Raw genomic sequence first — 17,772 nt, 5'->3', positions numbered from 1 at the left:
GCCCCTCACGTCACTTCGACGGCTGGGTCAGATGGCTGAACGCCGCGAGGTTGCGCGTGGACTCGCCGCGGGCGACGCGCCACTCGTACTCCTTGCGGATCGCCGTGGCGAAGCCCAGCTCCAGCAGCGTGTTGAACGCGCCGTCGGCCGCCTCCAGGACCGAGCCCATGAGCCGGTCCAGCTCCTCCGGCGTGACCGCGGAGAGGGACAGCTTGCCGGTCAGGTAGATGTCGCCGAGGCCGTCGATCGCGTAACCCACGCCGTACAGCTTGAGGTTGCGCTCCAGCAGCCAGCGGTGGACGCCCGCCTCGTTCTCCTCGGGGTGCCGGATGACGAAGGCGTTGAGCGACAGCGAGTGGTTGCCGAGGCGCAGGGACAGGGTGGTGGAGAGCTTGTTGGTGCCGGGGAGGGTGACGACGTACGTGCCGGGCTCGGGGGACTCCCAGCTCAGGTCGGCGTCCTGGAGCGTGCGCTCGATGATCTGCTGTGCGTCAGCCATGGGGCGAGCGTACGCGACGGCGGTGCTCGTGCATCGCAGCCGTGTACACGTCGGCCGTGGCGGCCGCGGCCCGGTCCCAGCCGAAGGCGCGGGCGTGCCTCGCCGCCGCGTCGCCGAGCCGTGCGGTGAGGCCCGGATCGTCGGCGAAGCGGCGCAGGACGCGGGCGTAGTCCGCCGGGTCGTGGCCCTGGACGAGGTGGCCCGTCTCGCCGTGGCGCACGGCCACCGGCAGGCCGCCGACCGCGGCGGCGAGCACCGGGGTGCCGGTCGCCTGCGCCTCGATGGCGACCAGGCCGAAGGACTCGCTGTACGAGGGCATCACGAGCACGCTGGCCGCGCGGAACCAGTCCGCCAGGCCCTCCTGGGCGACCGGCGGGCGGAACCGGACCACGTCCGCGATGCCGAGCCGGGCGGCGAGCTTCTGCAGGCCCTCGGGCTTGGCGAGGCCGCTGCCGCTGGGACCGCCCACGACGGGGACGACCATGCGGGAGCGCAGCGAGGGTTCCTGCTCCAGGAGCAGGGCCACGGCGCGCAGCAGGATGTCGGGTGCCTTCAGGGGCTGTATCCGGCCGGCGAAGACCGGGATGAAGGCGTCGGCCGGCAGGCCGAGCCGCGCCCGGGCCGCCGCCCGGCCGTCCGCCGGGCGGAAGCGGTCCAGGTTGACGCCGGGGTGGACGACGGCGACCTTCGCGGGGTCGGCGTCGTAGTGGTGGACCAGCTCGCCGGCCTCGCCGTCGGTGTTGGCGATCAGCCGGTCGGCGGCCCGCACGATCTGGGTCTCGCCGATGACGCGGGCGGCGGGCTCGGGGGTGTCGCCCTCGGCGAGCGCGGCGTTCTTGACCTTGGCCATGGTGTGCATGGCGTGCACCAGGGGGGCGCCCCAGCGTTCGGCGGCGAGCCAGCCGACGTGGCCGCTGAGCCAGTAGTGGGAGTGGACCAGGTCGTAGTGGCCGGGCCGGTGGCCCGCCCAGGCCTGCATGACGCCGTGCGTGAAGGCGCACAGCTGGGCCGGCAGGTCCTCCTTGGCCAGGCCCTCGTACGGGCCCGCGTCGACGTGCCGGACCAGGACGCCGGGCGTCAGCTCCACGGCCGGGGGCAGGCCGCCGGAGGTGGCGCGGGTGAAGATCTCGACCTCGATGTTGATCGCGGCGAGACGTTTCGCCAGCTCCACGATGTAGACGTTCATGCCGCCCGCGTCGCCCGTGCCGGGCTGGTGCAGGGGGGAGGTGTGGACGCTGAGCATGGCGATGCGCCGGGGGCCCTTGTGGCGCCCGGGCAGCCGGAGCCGGGGCGGCGGTACCAGGGTGCCGGCGAACCGGGACACGTACTGGCTCACGTCGGCGGTCCTTCCGCTCGGGAGCAGCATCTGTTGGCTGGGCGAACATGGCGAAGGAGAGGTGCGGGGCTCCTCTCCGTAGGGCCTCAACAGCGGAATGGCCCCTTTCATTTCCGCTTTGCCAATTCATTACGCCCGGCCCGCCCCCAGCGGCGGTCGGACGCCGCTCCCACGGCGGAGCGGGTGCGCGACGCCTCAGGCCGGGGGCCGTCCAGCGTTTACGCTCGTTGCCATGGCCCCGCGCATCACCCGTCCCGTCGGTACGCCGACTCGCGGGACCACCAATCCGAATCGGCTGCGGCGCATGGACCGCTGGATCGCCGCCGTGCACGGCACCGGCCTGCGCCGCAGCAGTGCCGCGCCGGTCGCCGTGGACCTCGGGTACGGGGCGGCGCCCTGGACCGCCGTGGAGCTGCTGGCCCGGCTGCGTACGGCGGATCCGCGTGCCCTCGTCGTGGGCGTCGAGATCGACCCGGAGCGGGTGGCCGCCGCGCTGCCGTACGAGCGGGAGGGCCTGACGTTCGCGCACGGCGGCTTCGAGGTGCCGGTCGAGGGACGGGTGGCGCTGATCCGCGCCGCGAACGTCCTGCGCCAGTACGACGAGGACCACGTCGTGGAGGTCTGGGCGCGGCTGTGCGGGCGGCTGGCGCCCGGCGGCCTGCTGGTGGAGGGGACCTGCGACGAGATCGGGCGCCGGCACGTCTGGGTGGCGCTGGGCCCCGAGGGGCCGCGGACCGTGACGTTCGCCACGCGCCTCGGCTCGCTGGAGCGGCCCTCGGACCTGGCGGAGCGGCTGCCGAAGGCGCTGATCCACCGGAACGTGCCCGGGGAGCCGGTGCACGCCTTCCTGCGGGACTTCGACCGGGCGTGGGCCGGGGCGGCCCCGTACGCCTCGCTCGGCGCGCGTCAGCGGTGGATCGCGACGGCATCGGCGCTGGCGGCCGACTGGCCGCTGGTGGACGACCGGCGCCGGTGGCGGCAGGGCGAGCTGACGGTGCGGTGGGACGCGCTGGCCCCGCGCGGGTGGCCGGTATCCGACCTGTCGTAGGCCCCTGTTACTTTCGCGGATGACATGGCACGATCGCCGGGGCACCGTAAGTTACTGACGGTAAATCAGAATTGGGTGGGGTGCCCGGCCGGTCGACGTCCGGAGGGGGAAGCTTGTGAACCGACGCCGCTGCGTGTCCGCCGCGATCACGGTGGTCTGCGCCCTGACCGTGCTGGCGGCGCCCGCGCAGGCCGCTCACGCGGCGCCGACTCCCCCTCCCGCCCCCACCGCTGGCCCGCAGCCGAAGAAGAGCCTCGAAGAGGTACGGGCCGAGATCGAGGGCCTGTACCGGCAGGCGGCCTCCGCCACCGACGCGTACAACCTCGCCGAGGAGCAGGCGAAGAAGCAGTCCGCGGAGATCGTGAAGCTCGCCCAGGCGATCGTGCGCGGCCAGGAGCGGATCGAGGACCTGAAGAAGCGGGCCGGCGCGGCCGCCCGCGCGCAGTACCGCAGCGGCGGGATACCGGAGCAGGCGAAGCTGGTCCTCACCGACGACCCGCAGCTGTTCCTGGAGAACGTCGGCCGCCTCACGCAGGGCCAGAAGGCCACCCGGGACCTGATCGGCCAACTGTCCCAGCAGCAGGCCGACTTGGAGACGTACACCAAGGACGCCAGCACGCAGTGGACCAAGCTGGAGGCCAACCGCGTCCAGCAGGCCAAGGCGAAGAAGCTCATCAACGACAAGATCGCGGCCGCCGAGAAGCTGGAGTCCCGGCTGGAGGCCGCCGAGCGCGAGCGGCTGCTGAAGCTGGAGCAGCAGGCGCAGTTCGCGGCGCAGGCGGCGTGGCTGGACTCCGGCGTCCTGAAGGACATCAACCGCAGCGCCGGCCCCGAGGGCAAGAAGGCCATCGCGTTCGCCACGGCCCAGATCGGCAAGCCGTACGTGTGGGGCGCCGAGGGCCCCGACTCGTACGACTGCTCGGGCCTGACGCAGCGGGCCTGGGGCGTGGCCGGCAGGGCCATCCCGCGCACCTCGCAGGAGCAGTGGCGGCTGCTGCCCCGGATCGACATCAAGGACATGCGGCCCGGCGACCTGATCATCTACTACGCCGACGCCAGCCACGTGGCGATGTACATCGGCGACGGCGCCATGGTCCACGCCCCGCGACCCGGCCGGAACATCACGGTGGCGGGTGCGGGCTCGATGCCGATCCTCGGGGTCGTACGCCCCGACAAGTGAGCCGCGACGTGAGCCGTCCCGGGTGAGCCGTCCGGCGGCCGGACGCCACCTGTGACGCGGCTCTCGGCAAGGCCCGGGCGGGGCGTGATGTTTCTCATGACCCCATGACCAACTACCTCCCCTTGCGGGGCATATGCCGTCGTCTCTTCTCTGATCGCCATTCCGTTCGACGGTCGGGTGCCGCTATGGTCCCCGTCGGCGGGGTGCCGACCGGCGCACCGCCCGCACCCTCGGGGGGAGGGAAGGAAACCGAAACCGATGTCCGCACCCGTGCCCGTACCGCGACAGAGGGTGAACACGCTCGACGAGTCGGGCGGCGGCGACCTCACCCTGCTGGTGATCGAGGACGACCCGGCGGGCACCTTCACCGTCCCCGAGGTGGTCGACGCCGGCGGCGGCCGCGTCCGTATCCGCACCGCCCGCAACCTCACGGAGGCCGAGCGGCTGCTCACCGACGACGTCCACTGCGTGCTGGTCGACCTGGCCCTGCCGGACGCCCGGGGCGACGGCGAGCCGCTGGCACCGCTGCGGCACGTCCTGCGCCTCGCGCCGCGCCACGCCGTGCTCGTGCTGGCGACCTCCGACCAGGCCGAGCTGGCCGCGGAGGCGGTCCGCGCGGGCGCCCAGGACCGGCTGTTCCGCGAGGAGCTGGACGGGCCGCTGCTCAGCCGCGCCATCCGGTACGCCGTGGAGCGCAAGCGGGCCGATTCCGTGCAGGTCAAGCTGGCCGAGTCCCGGCTGCGCGCCCAGGAGAACGCCCGCCTGGAGCGGGGCCTGCTGCCCACCCCGCTGCTCCAGGGCTCGGACCTGCGGTTCGCGGCCCGCTACCGGCCGGGCCGCTCACGGGCGCTGCTGGGCGGCGACTTCTACGACACGGTCCGCACGCCGGACGGCACGGTCCACGCGATGATCGGCGACGTGTGCGGGCACGGCCCGGACGAGGCCGCGCTCGGCGTGGAGCTGCGCATCGCGTGGCGGGCGCTGACGTTCGCGGGCCTGTGCGGCGACGAGCTGCTCTCGACGCTCCAGCAGGTGCTGGAGCACGAGCGGGACAACGACGAGATCTTCGCGACGCTCTGCACGGTGGACATCTCCCCGGACGGCCGGCGCGCCGGACTGTGCCTGGCCGGGCACCCCGCGCCGCTGGTCGCCCGCCCGGGCAAGGGGGCGCGGCTCCTGCCGTACGAGGACGGGGGCCCCGCGCTGGGCCTGCTGCCGCGCGCCCGCTGGCCGCGCCGCCATGTGGAGCTGGGCGGGGCGTGGAGCCTGATGATGTACACCGACGGCCTGATCGAGGGCCGCTCGGCGGGGCCGGGGTCGCCGCGGCTGGGCCAGGACGGCATGGTCGCGATGATCAACCGGCAGCTGGAGCGGGGCCTGGGCGGCGAGGAGCTGCTGGAGGCCGCCGTGGCGGAGGTGCGCGCGCTGAACGGCGGCGAGCTGACGGACGACGTGGCGGTCCTGCTCCTGGACCGCGACCGGAGCAGGGACCGGGACCGCACGAGGCGCTGAGGCGCTGAGGCGCGCCGCGCCGTACCGCGGCCGCGCGCTTCTTGGATGGCGGAGGACCTGCGGAGCCCTACCGGCCGGGACCTACCGGCCGCCGTTGTACGGCCCGTACGGACCGTCGCTGCTGGAGCCCCTGCGGCCGCGGCCGCCACCGGAGACCTGCTGGAGGGCCGGCCGGACGTCCACCATGAAAACGATCGTGGCGACGAGACCCGCGAGCTGCAGGATCAGCATCGGCAGGAACAGGTCCACGGCCACCGTGACGCCCAGGATGATCAGCCAGAAGGACTTCGTCTTCTTGTCCGCCGCCCGGTACGCGTCCTCCCGCGCCAGCGCGGCGAAGACCAGCGCCACGACGGCGAACAGGAGCATGGCGAGGAAGAGCAGCCCCATCAACGAGTTGAATCCGGCCATCAGCATGGTGAGCACCGCCTAGTCAGTGGATGAAGCGCCTCGCGGCCAAGGTACCCGTACAACGCCCGGAACGCCGCGAATGTGCCCGCCCGGACCGTACGGCCGGACGGGCACCCGCGCGGGACTACTTCTCGCCGGCCGGCTCGGCGTCGCTCTTCCGGGTCGTGGTCCGGCGCGTACCGGCACGCTTCGCGGCGGGCTTCTTCGCGGCGGGCGCCTCGGAGGCGGCCTCGGCCCCGGTCTCGGCCTCCGCCGGCTTCGCCTTCGGCTCCGGGTCCGGCTCGACCGCGACGGCGATCTCCGTGATCTCCTCGGCGGCCTCGCCGCGCCACGCCTTGACGGCCTGCTCGCCGTGCTCGGCGACCTTCTCGTACGTCTCGCGGGCCCGGACCGCGTACTCCGCGGCCACGCCGACGCCGCGCAGTGCCAGGCCCTGCGCCGTCTCGCCGAGCTTCTTCAGGTCGGTGTCGAGACCGCCGACGACCTCGGCGAACTTGGTCTGCAGGACGGTCTGCGCCTCCTTGGCCTGCGCGGCGACCTTCTCCTGCACGGCCTTGGGGTCGGTGTTGCGCACGGCGTCGATACGGGCGGGCGCCTCGGCGGCGATCTGCTCGATCAGGCCGGGGACCTTGCGGGCCTGCTGGACGGCGAGGTCGGCCGTACCGGCGGCGAAGTAGAGGGGCGTACGCAGCTCGTCGATGATGGCCATGGGGTGGGTCCCTCCCAGGATCGCGTGGTCAGAGTCCGGCACCGCTGCCGGCGTCCTTGGCGGAGTCGTCCGTACCGAGCCCGTTCTCCTTGCGGAACGAGTCGTAGATCTGGAGCAGCACCTGCTTCTGCCGCTCGTTGATCGAGGGGTCGGCGAGGATCGCCGCCCGCGTCTCGACCTCGTCGCGGTCCCGCTCGTCGAGGATCCCGGCCCGCACGTAGAGCGTCTCGGCGGAGATCCGCAGCGCCTTGGCGACCTGCTGGAGGACTTCGGCGCTCGGCTTGCGCAGGCCGCGCTCGATCTGGCTCAGATACGGATTGGACACGCCGGCGGCGTCGGCGAGCTGCCGCAGCGAGAGCTGCGCGTTGCGCCGCTGCTCGCGCAGGTATTCGCCGAGGTTGCCGACGTTCAGTGATGCCATGGCCTCGATGGTGCCTCGTCTTGCTAACTATTGCAAGCAGGCGCTAGCAATAGTGCGCATCGTGTCGGGGCGGCCGGTGGCGCATTCGGACCCGGCGCCGAAGCACGGGGGCTACGGTCGGGGGCCATGACCGAAGCGACCTACCTGCACGCCACGCGCACGGCCTACGACACCGTCGCCGTCGACTACGAGCGGCTCGCCCGCGACGACCTGGACGACAAGCCGCTGGACCGTGCCCTGCTGGCCGCGTTCGCGGAGCTCGTACGGGCGCCGGGCAGCCGGCCGGTCGCCGATCTCGGCTGCGGTCCCGGCCGCATCACGGCCCACCTGCGCGCGCTCGGCGTGGACGCCTTCGGCATCGACCTCTCCCCCGAGATGATCGCGGTCGCCCGCCGGACGCACCCGGGGCTCCGGTTCGACGAGGGGTCCATGACCGCTCTGGATCTGGAGGACGACAGCGTCGGCGGCGTCGTCGCCTGGTACTCGACCGTCCACACCCCACCGGAGCTGCTGCCCACCGTGTTCGCGGAATGCCACCGCGTGCTGGCCCCGGGCGCGCCCCTCGTGCTGGCGTTCAAGGTCGGGGACCGGCTCCGGCACCTGGACCGGGCCTACGGCCACGAGCTGTCGCTCGACGTCTACTGGCTGCCTCCGGACCGCATCGCCGGCCTGATGGGCGAGGCCGGCCTCGTCCTGGACGCCCGGGTGATCCGCGAACCCTACGAGAGCGAGAAGCCCACGCAGGGGCAGCAGGGCTTCCTCCTCGCCCACAAGCCCACGGAGTCGCCTTGAGCGACTGGACGGGCCGGCAACCCGCTCGGGAGAATGCCGGGGTGCGACCCAACCGCTCGGCGCCCGAGGCGGCCGCGCCCCCGGAGCGCCTCCGCCACCTCGCGCAGCTGCGCCGGGTACGCGACAGGATCGACCGCGAGTACGCGCGGCCGCTGGACGTCGAGGCGCTCGCCCGTGGCGTGAACATGTCGGCCGGCCACCTCAGCCGCGAGTTCCGGCGCGCCTATGGCGAGTCGCCGTACAGCTACCTGATGACGCGGCGCATCGAGCGCGCGATGGCGCTGCTGCGCCGTGGCGACCTCAGCGTCACCGAGGTCTGTTTCGAGGTCGGCTGCTCGTCGCTGGGCACGTTCAGCACGCGCTTCACCGAGCTCGTCGGGATGCCGCCCAGCGCCTACCGGCGCGAGGCGGCGCGCGCGACGGCGGGCATCCCGTCGTGCGTCGCGAAACAGGTCACCAGACCGGTCAGGAATCGAGAAGCGCGGTCACCGGCCCCGGACTAGCGTGATCGGCATGGACATCACGATTCACGCCAGTTTCCTCCCGCACGACGACCCGGACGCCGCCCTGGCGTTCTACCGCGACACCCTCGGCTTCGAGGTCCGCAAGGACGTCGGGTACGGCGGGATGCGCTGGATCACGGTCGGCCCCGTCGGCCAGCCCGGCACGTCCATCGTCCTGACGCCGCCCGGCGCCGACCCCGGCGTCACCGACGACGAGCGCAGGACCATCGCCGAGATGATGGCCAAGGGCACGTACGCCGGGATCCTCCTGGCCACCGCCGACGTCGACGCCACCTTCGAGCGGGTGCAGGCCGACGGCGCCGAGGTCGTCCAGGAGCCGACCGACCAGCCGTACGGCGTGCGCGACTGCGCCTTCCGCGACCCCGCGGGCAACATGATCCGTATCCAGGAAGTGCGCTGAGCCGTCCGGCTCCCCGCGTGCCGTCCGGCTCCCCGCGCAGCGACGGCGGCCCCGCCCGACAGATGGAGACACGATGACCACGGCCCCGACGACGGACACGCGGTCGCCCGCGCCGCACGCCGCCGACAGCCACGACCTGATCCGCGTGCACGGCGCGCGCGAGAACAACCTCAAGGACGTCAGCGTCGAGATACCGAAGCGCCGGCTGACGGTGTTCACCGGTGTCTCCGGCTCGGGCAAGAGCTCGCTGGTGTTCGACACGATCGCCGCGGAGTCGCAGCGGCTGATCAACGAGACGTACAGCGCGTTCGTGCAGGGCTTCATGCCGACGCTGGCGCGGCCCGAGGTCGACGTGCTCGACGGGCTGACGACGGCGATCATCGTCGACCAGGAGCGGATGGGCGCCAACCCCCGCTCCACGGTCGGCACCGTCACCGACGCCAACGCGATGCTGCGCATCCTCTTCAGCCGCCTGGGCCGGCCGCACATCGGCTCGCCCCAGGCGTTCTCCTTCAACGTCGCCTCGATCAGCGGGGCGGGCGCGGTCACCCTGGAGCGCGCGGGGCAGAAGGTGAAGGAGCGGCGCAGCTTCAGCATCACCGGCGGCATGTGCCCACGCTGCGAGGGCATGGGCCGGGTCTCCGACATCGACCTCACCCAGCTGTACGACGACTCCAAGTCGCTGAGCGAGGGTGCGCTCACCATCCCCGGCTACAGCATGGACGGCTGGTACGGGCGGATCTTCACGGGCTCGGGCTTCTTCGACCCGGACAAGCCGATCCGGAAGTACACGAAGAGGGAGCTGCACGACCTGCTCCACAAGGAGCCGACCAAGATCAAGGTCGACGGCATCAACCTCACCTACGAGGGGCTGATCCCGAAGCTGCACAAGTCGATGCTGTCCAAGGACCGCGAGGCGCTGCAGCCGCACATCCGTGCCTTCGTGGACCGCGCGGTCACCTTCACCACCTGCCCCGAGTGCGACGGCACCCGCCTCAACGAGGGCGCCAGGTCCTCGAAGATCGACGGGATCGGCATCGCCGACGCCTGCGCGATGCAGATCAGCGACCTGGCCGACTGGATCGGCGGCCTCGACGAGCCGTCGGTGGCGCCGCTGCTGGCCGCGCTGCGGCACACCCTCGACTCCTTCGTGGAGATCGGCCTGGGCTACCTCAGCCTCGACCGCCCGTCGGGCACGCTGTCCGGCGGTGAGGCGCAGCGCACCAAGATGATCCGGCACCTCGGCTCCTCGCTCACCGACGTCACGTACGTCTTCGACGAGCCCACGATCGGGCTCCACCCGCACGACATCCAGCGGATGAACGGCCTGCTGCTGCGGCTGCGCGACAAGGGCAACACCGTGCTGGTCGTCGAGCACAAGCCGGAGGCGATCGCGATCGCCGACCACGTCGTCGACCTCGGCCCGCACGCCGGTACGCAGGGCGGCGAGGTGGTGTTCGAGGGCACCGTCGAGGGCCTGCGGGCCTCCGGCACCCTCACCGGGCGGCACCTGGACGACCGCGCCTCCCTCAAGGAGACGGTGCGCAAGCCCACCGGCACGCTGGAGATCCGCGGCGCGACGACCCACAACCTGCGCGACGTCGACGTCGACATCCCCCTCGGCGTGCTCTGCGTGGTCACCGGCGTCGCCGGCTCCGGCAAGAGTTCGCTGATCCACGGCTCGGTGTCCCGCAGGGACGGTGTGGTGGCGGTCGACCAGGGCGCGATCCGCGGCTCCAGGCGCAGCAACCCGGCCACGTACACCGGGCTGCTCGACCCGATCCGCAAGGCGTTCGCCAAGGCCAACGGCGTCAAGCCGGCCCTGTTCAGCGCCAACTCCGAGGGCGCCTGCCCGACCTGCAACGGCGCCGGCGTCATCTACACCGACCTGGCGATGATGGCCGGTGTCGCCACCACCTGCGAGGAGTGCGAGGGCAAGCGGTTCCAGGCCTCGGTGCTGGAGTACACCCTCGGCGGGCGCGACATCAGCGAAGTGCTCGCGATGCCGGTGACCGAGGCGGAGCGGTTCTTCGGCGCCGGCGAGGCCCGCACCCCCGCCGCCCACAAGATCCTCACCCGGCTCGCCGACGTGGGGCTCGGCTACCTCACCCTCGGCCAGCCGCTCACCACGCTGTCCGGCGGCGAGCGCCAGCGCCTGAAGCTGGCCACGCACATGGCCGAGAAGGGCGGCGTCTACGTCCTCGACGAGCCGACCGCCGGCCTGCACCTCGCCGACGTCGAGCAGCTGCTCGGCCTGCTCGACCGGCTCGTCGACTCCGGCAAGTCCGTCATCGTCATCGAGCACCACCAGGCGGTCATGGCGCACGCCGACTGGATCATCGACCTCGGCCCCGGCGCCGGCCACGACGGCGGCCGCGTCGTCCACGAGGGCACACCGGCCGACCTCGTCGCCGCCCGCTCGACCCTCACCGGCGAGCACCTCGCGGACTACGTCGGCGCCTGACGGGGTCCGTGGGGCGTGGGGGGGGCGTGCCGTGATGCGCGTGCCCTTCCGGAGGGGCGGGCCTGGGGAGTGTCCGGCGGGTCATGCCGACATCGCTGGGCGGTGCCTTTGACTGCTGGTGAGCGGGGTCTGGTGCGTGCGGCTGCAAGGCGGAGGAGGGAGGGATGGCGGAGCCATCGCGACCGACGACAACGCCGCTGGGGGTCCCCCCTGCCCGTCAGGGCTTGGGGGAGTGCGTGCCAGACCCCGCGGCCCAGGCATGATCCGCCGGACACGACCTAAGCGCCGCCCGTCACGACCGGACGGCCACCGGACGGCAGCCCCCACTCGCTCCACGACCCGTCGTACACCGCCAGGTCCCCGTACCCGGCCAGCTCGGCGCCGAGCGCGAGCACGCACGCGGTCACGCCCGAGCCGCAGCTGACCACCAGCCGCTCCCGCCCGCCCGCGGCCGCCTCGAACAGCTCCCGCAGCTCCGCCCGCGGGCGCATCCGCCCGTCCCGCTGGAGGTCGCCGAACGGCAGGTTCGCCGCGCCCGGCATGTGTCCGCCGCGCAGCCCCGGCCGCGGCTCGGGCGCCGCACCCGTGAACCGGTCCCGCGCCCGCGCGTCCAGCACGACGGCGTCCGGGTCGGCCAGCGCCCGGGCCACCTCGTCGGCACCCACGAGGAGCCCGGCCCGGGCCCGCGCGGTGAAGTCCCCGAGACGCCCGGCCGCCGACGGCCCCGCGTCCTCGCCCGCTGGCGCCCCGTCCTCGCCCGGCCGCACCGCGTCCCCACCCGGCCGTGCCCCGCCACCGCCCGGCCGCACCGCCTGCCCTCCCGACCGTGCCGCCTCCGCGCCCTGCCGTACCGCCGCTCCGACCGGCCGCACCGCGTCCCCACCCGGCCGTGCCGCCTGGCCTCCCGACCGTGCCGCCTCTGCGCCCTGCCGTACCGCCTCTGCAACCGGCCGTACCGCCGCTCCGACCGGCCATGCCCCGTCCCCGCCCGGCCGCACCGCCTCCCCGACCGGCCGTGCCGCCTCCGCGCCCGGCCGCGCCGCCTGTCCTCCCGACCGTGCCGCCTCTGCGCCCTGCCGTACCGCCCCTACAGCCAGCCGTACCGCCGCTCCGACCGGCCATGCCCCGTCCTCGCCCGGCCGCACCGCCTCCCCACCCGGCCGTGCCGCCTGGCCTCTCGACCGTGCCGCCTCCGCGCCCTGCCGTACCGCCGCTGCAACCGGCCGTACCGCCGCTCCGACCGGCCATGCCCCGTCCCCGACCGGCCGCACCGCCTCCCCGACCGGGCGTGCCGCCTCCCCGACCGGCCGTGCCGCCTCCTCCGCCGGCAGTCCCGCCGCCTCCCAGGCCGGGAGGCCGCCGTCCAGGACTGTCGCCCGGTCGAAGCCCATCGCGCGCAGCATCCACCAGGCGCGGGCGCTGGAGTAGATGCCCACGGCGTCGTACACGACCACCGTGTCCGCGTCGTTCACGCCGAGGGCGCGCAGCTCCCTGGTGAAGCGGGCCGCGTCCGGCATGGTGTGCGGCAGCGGCGATGCGGGGTCGGACAGCGGCCCGTCGATGTCGAAGGGCCGGGCGCCCGGGATACGGCGTGCCGCGCCCCGGTGGGCGCCGACCGACGCGTCCAGGACGACGAGGCCGGGGGCTCCCAGCCGGTCGGCGAGCCAGTCGGTTCCGGCCAGGGGTCGTGGGAGCGGGTGGAGGGGTGGTGGGTTCATCGTGGGCCTTCCTCCACCGCTCGGGTGGTGACGAGGGGCAGCGCGGTCAGCTCGGCCACCGCCGCGGCGCAGTCGGCGGTGCCCGGCGCGGTGAGGGTGGCCATGCCGAGCCGGTCCGCCGATGACCTGAGCGGCGGGACGGGGTCGCCCGGCTCCACCGTGACGTCCCAGTCGACCAGCGTCGCCCGCGCGGGCGCGGGCCGGGGCGCGACCGTGGTCACGCGGCCGGGCGCCGCGGTGAGGAAGACGGTCGCCGCGGCCGGTGCCACGTCGCCCTCCTCCCGGCGCGGGCCCACACCCACGGCCCAGCCCAGGGCGGCACGCCGCCAGTCGACGCCGGTGGTGAGCCGTACGAGGTCGGGGATGCCGTCGCCGCCCGGGCGGTTGTGCGTCTCGATGACGGTGACGCGCTCGCCGTCGGTCTTGACCTCCGTGTGGCTCGGGCCGTCGGTGAGGCCCACGGCGTCGAGGAGTTCGGCGACGGCCCGCTCCACCGCCCGGCGCCCGTCGGCGTCCAGGGACGGCGCCGGCATGATGTGGCTGACCTCGACGAACCCGTCCGTCGTCCCCTTCTCGGCGATGCCGAGGAAGGTGTGCCGGCCGCCCGACGACAGCGTCTCGACACTGAACTCACGCCCCTCGACGTACCGTTCGAGCAGGGTGGCGGCCGTCCTGCGGTCCTCCGGCAGGTCCTCGGGGCGCTCGACGAGGGCGACCGCGTTGCTGCCCGTGCCGCTCACCGGCTTGGCCACCACGGGACCGCCCGCCGCGAACAGCCCGGCCACGCCGTCCGCGTCGTCGCCGGCCGCGAACGCCGGGTTCAGGTGCGGCGCCCGGGCCGCGAGGACGCGCCGCATCTCCAGCTTGTTGCGGGTGGCCCGGACGACCTCGGGCGGCACGCCCGTGACGCCGAGCCGCCGCGCGGCGGCCGCGGCCGCTTCCAGGCCGAGTTCGGTGAGCGAGACGACGGCGGCGGGGCGCAGGGGGGCCAGCACCTCGTCGACGAAGGCGAGGAAGGACGGCGCGTGCTGGAAGTCCGCGGCCAGTTCGCCCGCGACTCCGGCACCGTCCTCCAGGGGTGCCGCACCGGGCAGCCGCACATGGAGGACCTCGACGGGCAGGGTCCCCGCCGCCCGCGCCACGGCGGCGTCCGCCCCGACGACCACGAGCGTCACGGCGAGGTCCCTCGGACGTCCGTACTGCGGCGCATCGTCCCCCACGCTTCCCTCTGGCCCCGGTGACCACAAGATCGCAGCGCCGCCGATTCCCTGTCAACAAGGCCTTTTGAGGACCTTTACGACAGGACAGGGCAGCGCTCAGCCCCTCTGGGGGGTGAGCAGCCGCCCCGCCAGCTCCACCAGCTCCGCCGCCCCCAGCACCCGCCGGCCCGCGCCCGGCAGGGGCACGTGCAGGGGCCGCGTCCAGCGCGCCGGGATCGCGTCGTACCCGTACACCGCCCCGGCGAGCCCGCCGGTCACGGCGGCCACCGTGTCGGTGTCACCGCCCAGGTCGACCGCCGCGCGCACCGCGTCCTCGAAGGTGCGGGTGGTGCGCACCGCCCACACGGCGGAGCCCAGGCAGGGCCATACGGCGCCGTTGAACTCGGTGGCGTCATCGGGGTGCCAGCCCGGGTCCAGGACGACGGCGTACCGCTCCCTGTGCTCGGCGGGGACATGGGTGAGCGCGTCGGGCAGCGCGGCGAGCGGGTCCTCGCCGGCCAGGGCGGCGCGGACCAGTTCGTGGAAGAGCGCGGTGCCCTCCCAGGCGGCGGGGTCGCCGTGGGTCAGCGCGGCCAGGCGCCGGCCGGCGGCCATGGTGGCCCGCCTGCCCTGGGCGGCGAAGTACACGGCGGAGGTGGCGGCCCGCATGAGCGCGCCGTTCCCGGCGGCCCGCTGGTTGACCCGGAAGTGCTCCCGGGCGGCGGCGTCCCAGGGCAGGCCACCGGTCAGGACGTCCTCGGTCTGGAGGCCGATGTCCTTCGGCCCGGCGGCCGCCCAGCGCTGGAAGCGCGCGAAGACGTCGGCGGGGTCGAGGCCGCCGCGTTCGAGGAGCGACTCCGCCACGTGCACCGCCATCTGGGTGTCGTCCGTCGCCTCGCCACGGTCCCAGCCGCCGCCCCCGCACATCTCGCCGCCCGCCCCGGGCGCGGGGAAGCGCGCGGTGAACGCCCCGGCGGGGCCGAACTCGAAGGGTGCGCCCAGCGCGTCGCCGACCGCGGAACCGATGACGGCTCCGACGGCCGCGTCGCGAGCCGCGCCCACGGCGGCATCGTGGGCCGCGTCCGGTGTCGGTCGTCCGCTCAGCACGCGCCACCCCTGCGGATGATCATGAAGAGACGCATGGGACAGGAGGGTACGCCCCGCCGTGCCTCGTCCCGACGGGTGATACGGGCGCGGCGGCCGTCGGGTGGTGCGGCCGGCCGGGGCAGAGAGTGTTCGCGGGACCGCCCCGCGCCGTGGCGGGACCGCCCCGGCCCCGTGACCCGAACGGATCCGACGTGAACGATGTGGTGGCCGCCCTGCTGGCCGGTCTGAGCGACGAGAACCGGGAGTGGCTGTCCCGGCAGCCCATGGAGTTGCAGCGGCAGATCGCCGAGGACTGGGAGGCGGGCGCCGAGACGGCACCCGGGGTGGACGCGCCGCTTCGGGGGCTCGGGCAGGATCCGGACGAGTACGTCTCGACGCTGCGGCTCATGAGTCCCTGAACTCCGGGCCCGCCAGCTCCTTCGGCAGCGGCCGGGTGTGGAGGACGTCGAGGCGGGACACCGCGCGGGTGAGCACCACGTACAGCCGGTGCAGGCCGCGCGGTTCGGCCTCGGCCACGGCCGCCGGCTCGGCGACCACGACGTGGTCGTACTCCAGGCCCTTCGCGAGCGTCGCCGGCAGGACCGTGACGCGCGGCGCGCCGGGCGCGACCTCCCCGGCCCGCGCCGTGGGGATGCCGGCCGCCGCCAGGGCGCCGCGCAGCCGCTCGGCGTCCGGCTCCGCCGCGATGACGCCCACCGAGCCCTCCCGGCCGAGCGCCGCCCGTACCGCGTCGACCGTCGCTTCCGCCAGGTCCGCCACCTCACGGACCGTCACCTCGCCGTCCCTGCGCAGCGAGCGCCCGGGCGGCACGTCGACGCCGAGCGCGCCGAGCAGCCGGTTGGCGAGGTCCACGACCGCGCCCGGCACCCGGAACCCGGCCGTCAGCGCCGTCACCTCGGCGTCCGGGCGCCCCAGGTGCGCGAGGTGCGCGCGCCAGGAGCGGGCCGCCCACGGCGTCGTGCCCTGCGCCAGGTCGCCCAGCACGGTGAGCGAACCGGAAGCGGTGACCCGGCGGGCGATCGCCCGGCACTGCATGGGGGACAGGTCCTGCGCCTCGTCGACCACGATGTGGCCGTACCCGGCCGGCCGTTCGAGGAGTCCGGCCAGCTCGTCGAGGAGGACGAGGTCCGCCGCCGTCCAGCGGGCGGAGCGGTGCGGGCGCGCGGGCACCGGCCGGCGGATGGCCGCCCGCTCGTCGGCGGTCAGGGCGTCGTCGTCGGGGTCGGCGAGCACCCCGGCCAGCACCTCCTCGGGACCGGTCCTCGGCCAGCACGCGTCGACCAGGGCGGACACCGGCCGGGACCGCTCCATGCGCCGCACCCACGCGGTGCCCCGCGGCCCGGCCCGCCGCTCGGCACGCAGCTGGAGGGCCCGCACCACGCGGCTGCGCAGCCGCTCGCGGCCGATCGCGTATGGCGGCTCCTCGGCCCGTACGCCCTCGACGATCCCGGCCAGTTCCGCGGCCGGCACCCGCCACCGGTAGGAGCCGTCGGGCACGGTCAGCTCCTCGGCCGGCGTCCGCACGCGCGCGTACAGGGCCCGCCGCAGCACGTCCGCCATCCGCGCGTCGTGCTTGACGGCCGCGGCCGCCTCGCCGTCCTCGGCGCGCGGCTCGTGGCCGACCGCGCGGGCCATCTCGTCGTCGACGGTCGACTGCCGTACGTCGTACTCGCCGAGCGCGGGCAGCACCTCCGCGATGTACGCGAGGAAGGTCCGGTTCGGGCCGAGGATCAGCATGCCGTCGCGCTGTACGCGCCGGGGGTGGGTGTAGAGCAGGTACGCGGCCCGGTGCAGCCCGACGGCGGTCTTGCCGGTGCCGGGGGCGCCCTGGACGCAGACGGACGTGGTGAGCGCGGCCCGTACGAGGTCGTCCTGCTCGGGCTGGATGGTGGCGGCGATGTCGCGCATGGGCCCGGTGCGGGGCCGCTCGATCTCGGCGGCGAGGATCGCGCCGTCCCCCTGCCGCGGCCCGGCCGCGCCCGCCAGGTGCTCGTCCTCCAGCCCGGTGAGGTCCGCCGAATCGCCCGTGCTGTACGGCGCCCAGCCGAAGCGCCGGCGCATCCGCACGCCCTGCGGGTCTCCGGGGCGGGCCTGGTAGAAGGCGCGGGCGACGGGTGCCCGCCAGTCGACGACGAGCGGCGGGGCCGCGGGGTGTTCGCCGACGCGGCGGCGGCCGATGTGGTGGCGCTGCCCGTCCTCGTGGTCGAGGGCCCCGAAGAACAGCGGCCCGGGCCGCTCCTCGCGCAGCTCCTTGGCGTGGCTGCGCAGGACGTATCCGAGGGTCTCGGCGTCGGCGCCGGACGCGGAGACGTCCTCGCCGGTGATGACGCGGTCGGCGGCCCCGTCGACCATCCGGGTCAGCGCGGCGCGGCAGGTGTCGTGGAAGGCCCGTTCCCGGGCGAGTTCATGGTCGAGTGGCGTCATTCCCCCAAGAATAACGCAACCGAGTAAC

16 protein-coding genes and 2 pseudogenes are annotated in these 17,772 nt (G+C 74.4%); 8 read left to right on the top strand and 10 right to left on the bottom strand.

Annotation, left to right across the window (positions count from 1 at the left end; all coding sequences use genetic code 11):
• Positions 1–10 precede the first annotated feature (10 nt).
• Both ABEB09_RS17970 and mshA read right to left on the bottom strand, forming a co-directional pair.
• The gene (locus ABEB09_RS17970; protein ID WP_345690938.1) at positions 11–499 is read right to left on the bottom strand and encodes a type III secretion system chaperone family protein; all 489 of its coding nucleotides are present in this window, start codon (positions 497–499) and stop codon (positions 11–13) included.
• Positions 492–1,835, bottom strand: coding sequence for a D-inositol-3-phosphate glycosyltransferase (gene mshA / locus ABEB09_RS17965; protein WP_345690937.1), 1,344 nt, complete (start codon positions 1,833–1,835; stop codon positions 492–494). Before mshA ends, ABEB09_RS17970 begins: the two co-directional genes overlap by 8 nt.
• A 232-nt stretch (positions 1,836–2,067) precedes the next feature.
• Here mshA and ABEB09_RS17960 point away from each other — a divergent pair, with 232 nt between their 5' ends.
• From ABEB09_RS17960 to ABEB09_RS17950, 3 genes are all read left to right on the top strand, one after another.
• Positions 2,068–2,883: a class I SAM-dependent methyltransferase gene (locus ABEB09_RS17960; protein ID WP_345690936.1), complete on the top strand. Its 816-nt coding sequence runs from the start codon at positions 2,068–2,070 to the stop codon at positions 2,881–2,883.
• Positions 2,884–2,998: 115 nt separating this feature from the next.
• Positions 2,999–4,063 carry a C40 family peptidase gene (locus ABEB09_RS17955; protein WP_345690935.1) on the top strand — a complete coding sequence of 355 codons (1,065 nt, stop codon included), beginning with the start codon at positions 2,999–3,001 and terminating at the stop codon, positions 4,061–4,063.
• 258 nt (positions 4,064–4,321) lie between these two features.
• A complete protein-coding gene (locus ABEB09_RS17950) occupies positions 4,322–5,575 on the top strand; it encodes a PP2C family protein-serine/threonine phosphatase (RefSeq protein ID WP_345690934.1) in 1,254 nt (417 codons plus the stop codon).
• A gap of 81 nt (positions 5,576–5,656) precedes the next feature.
• Here ABEB09_RS17950 and ABEB09_RS17945 read toward each other — a convergent pair whose 3' ends face one another.
• From ABEB09_RS17945 to ABEB09_RS17935, 3 genes are all read right to left on the bottom strand, one after another.
• Positions 5,657–5,992, bottom strand: a complete 336-nt coding sequence (locus tag ABEB09_RS17945) for a DUF2516 family protein (RefSeq protein WP_345690933.1) — start codon at positions 5,990–5,992, stop codon at positions 5,657–5,659.
• Positions 5,993–6,110: 118 nt separating this feature from the next.
• A complete protein-coding gene (locus tag ABEB09_RS17940) occupies positions 6,111–6,695 on the bottom strand; it encodes a hypothetical protein (RefSeq protein ID WP_345690932.1) in 585 nt (194 codons plus the stop codon).
• A gap of 28 nt (positions 6,696–6,723) precedes the next feature.
• Complete coding sequence (locus tag ABEB09_RS17935) at positions 6,724–7,116, bottom strand: helix-turn-helix domain-containing protein (RefSeq protein WP_345690931.1); 393 nt, start codon at positions 7,114–7,116, stop codon at positions 6,724–6,726.
• A gap of 126 nt (positions 7,117–7,242) precedes the next feature.
• On the opposite strand from ABEB09_RS17935, the gene ABEB09_RS17930 reads away from it, so the two are divergent.
• The 4 genes from ABEB09_RS17930 (at position 7,243) to ABEB09_RS17915 (ending at position 11,296) form a co-directional block, all read left to right on the top strand.
• Positions 7,243–7,908 carry a class I SAM-dependent methyltransferase gene (locus ABEB09_RS17930; RefSeq protein ID WP_345690930.1) on the top strand — a complete coding sequence of 222 codons (666 nt, stop codon included), beginning with the start codon at positions 7,243–7,245 and terminating at the stop codon, positions 7,906–7,908.
• Positions 7,909–7,949: 41 nt separating this feature from the next.
• A complete protein-coding gene (locus ABEB09_RS17925) occupies positions 7,950–8,411 on the top strand; it encodes a helix-turn-helix transcriptional regulator (protein ID WP_345690929.1) in 462 nt (153 codons plus the stop codon).
• Positions 8,412–8,421: 10 nt separating this feature from the next.
• On the top strand, positions 8,422–8,832 hold the full coding sequence (locus ABEB09_RS17920) for a VOC family protein (protein WP_345690928.1): 411 nt from the start codon (positions 8,422–8,424) through the stop codon (positions 8,830–8,832).
• A 73-nt stretch (positions 8,833–8,905) separates the two neighbouring features.
• Positions 8,906–11,296, top strand: a complete 2,391-nt coding sequence (locus tag ABEB09_RS17915; protein ID WP_345690927.1) for an ATP-binding cassette domain-containing protein — start codon at positions 8,906–8,908, stop codon at positions 11,294–11,296.
• A gap of 278 nt (positions 11,297–11,574) precedes the next feature.
• Here ABEB09_RS17915 and ABEB09_RS17910 read toward each other — a convergent pair.
• The 4 genes and pseudogenes from ABEB09_RS17910 to ABEB09_RS17895 form a co-directional block, all read right to left on the bottom strand.
• A pseudogene (locus ABEB09_RS17910) lies at positions 11,575–12,045 on the bottom strand (sulfurtransferase); the annotation flags it as partial.
• Between the two features lie 597 nt (positions 12,046–12,642).
• Positions 12,643–13,014 (bottom strand): annotated as a pseudogene (locus ABEB09_RS17905) (sulfurtransferase); the annotation flags it as partial.
• Entirely contained in the window at positions 13,011–14,189 is a 1,179-nt protein-coding gene (locus ABEB09_RS17900; protein ID WP_345690926.1) for an ATP-grasp domain-containing protein, read from the bottom strand. The pseudogene ABEB09_RS17905 and the gene ABEB09_RS17900, both read right to left, overlap by 4 nt.
• A 141-nt stretch (positions 14,190–14,330) precedes the next feature.
• Positions 14,331–15,275, bottom strand: coding sequence for an ADP-ribosylglycohydrolase family protein (locus ABEB09_RS17895; RefSeq protein ID WP_345690925.1), 945 nt, complete (start codon positions 15,273–15,275; stop codon positions 14,331–14,333).
• Between the two features lie 236 nt (positions 15,276–15,511).
• On the opposite strand from ABEB09_RS17895, the gene ABEB09_RS17890 reads away from it, so the two are divergent.
• On the top strand, positions 15,512–15,718 hold the full coding sequence (locus tag ABEB09_RS17890; protein WP_345690924.1) for a hypothetical protein: 207 nt from the start codon (positions 15,512–15,514) through the stop codon (positions 15,716–15,718).
• On the opposite strand, the gene ABEB09_RS17885 is transcribed toward ABEB09_RS17890, so the two are convergent.
• The gene (locus tag ABEB09_RS17885; protein ID WP_345690923.1) at positions 15,705–17,744 is read right to left on the bottom strand and encodes a HelD family protein; all 2,040 of its coding nucleotides are present in this window, start codon (positions 17,742–17,744) and stop codon (positions 15,705–15,707) included. The genes ABEB09_RS17890 and ABEB09_RS17885 overlap by 14 nt on opposite strands.
• Positions 17,745–17,772: the final 28 nt, after the last annotated feature.

It is taken from the genome of Streptomyces coeruleoprunus, from assembly GCF_039542925.1.
In the GTDB taxonomy this organism is placed as follows: domain Bacteria; phylum Actinomycetota; class Actinomycetes; order Streptomycetales; family Streptomycetaceae; genus Streptomyces; species Streptomyces coeruleoprunus.
This window is presented reverse-complemented; position numbering and strand designations above follow the sequence as displayed.

What these genes read in the sequence shown, in the direction of transcription:
- ABEB09_RS17970 (WP_345690938.1), bottom strand. Translation starts at nt 499, where the DNA reads ATGGCTGACGCACAGCAGATCATCGAGCGCACGCTCCAGGACGCCGAC.
- ABEB09_RS17960 (WP_345690936.1), top strand. Translation starts at nt 2,068, where the DNA reads ATGGCCCCGCGCATCACCCGTCCCGTCGGTACGCCGACTCGCGGGACC.
- ABEB09_RS17950 (WP_345690934.1), top strand. Translation starts at nt 4,322, where the DNA reads ATGTCCGCACCCGTGCCCGTACCGCGACAGAGGGTGAACACGCTCGAC.
- ABEB09_RS17945 (WP_345690933.1), bottom strand. Translation starts at nt 5,992, where the DNA reads ATGCTGATGGCCGGATTCAACTCGTTGATGGGGCTGCTCTTCCTCGCC.
- ABEB09_RS17940 (WP_345690932.1), bottom strand. Translation starts at nt 6,695, where the DNA reads ATGGCCATCATCGACGAGCTGCGTACGCCCCTCTACTTCGCCGCCGGT.
- ABEB09_RS17935 (WP_345690931.1), bottom strand. Translation starts at nt 7,116, where the DNA reads ATGGCATCACTGAACGTCGGCAACCTCGGCGAATACCTGCGCGAGCAG.
- ABEB09_RS17930 (WP_345690930.1), top strand. Translation starts at nt 7,243, where the DNA reads ATGACCGAAGCGACCTACCTGCACGCCACGCGCACGGCCTACGACACC.
- ABEB09_RS17920 (WP_345690928.1), top strand. Translation starts at nt 8,422, where the DNA reads ATGGACATCACGATTCACGCCAGTTTCCTCCCGCACGACGACCCGGAC.
- ABEB09_RS17915 (WP_345690927.1), top strand. Translation starts at nt 8,906, where the DNA reads ATGACCACGGCCCCGACGACGGACACGCGGTCGCCCGCGCCGCACGCC.
- ABEB09_RS17885 (WP_345690923.1), bottom strand. Translation starts at nt 17,744, where the DNA reads ATGACGCCACTCGACCATGAACTCGCCCGGGAACGGGCCTTCCACGAC.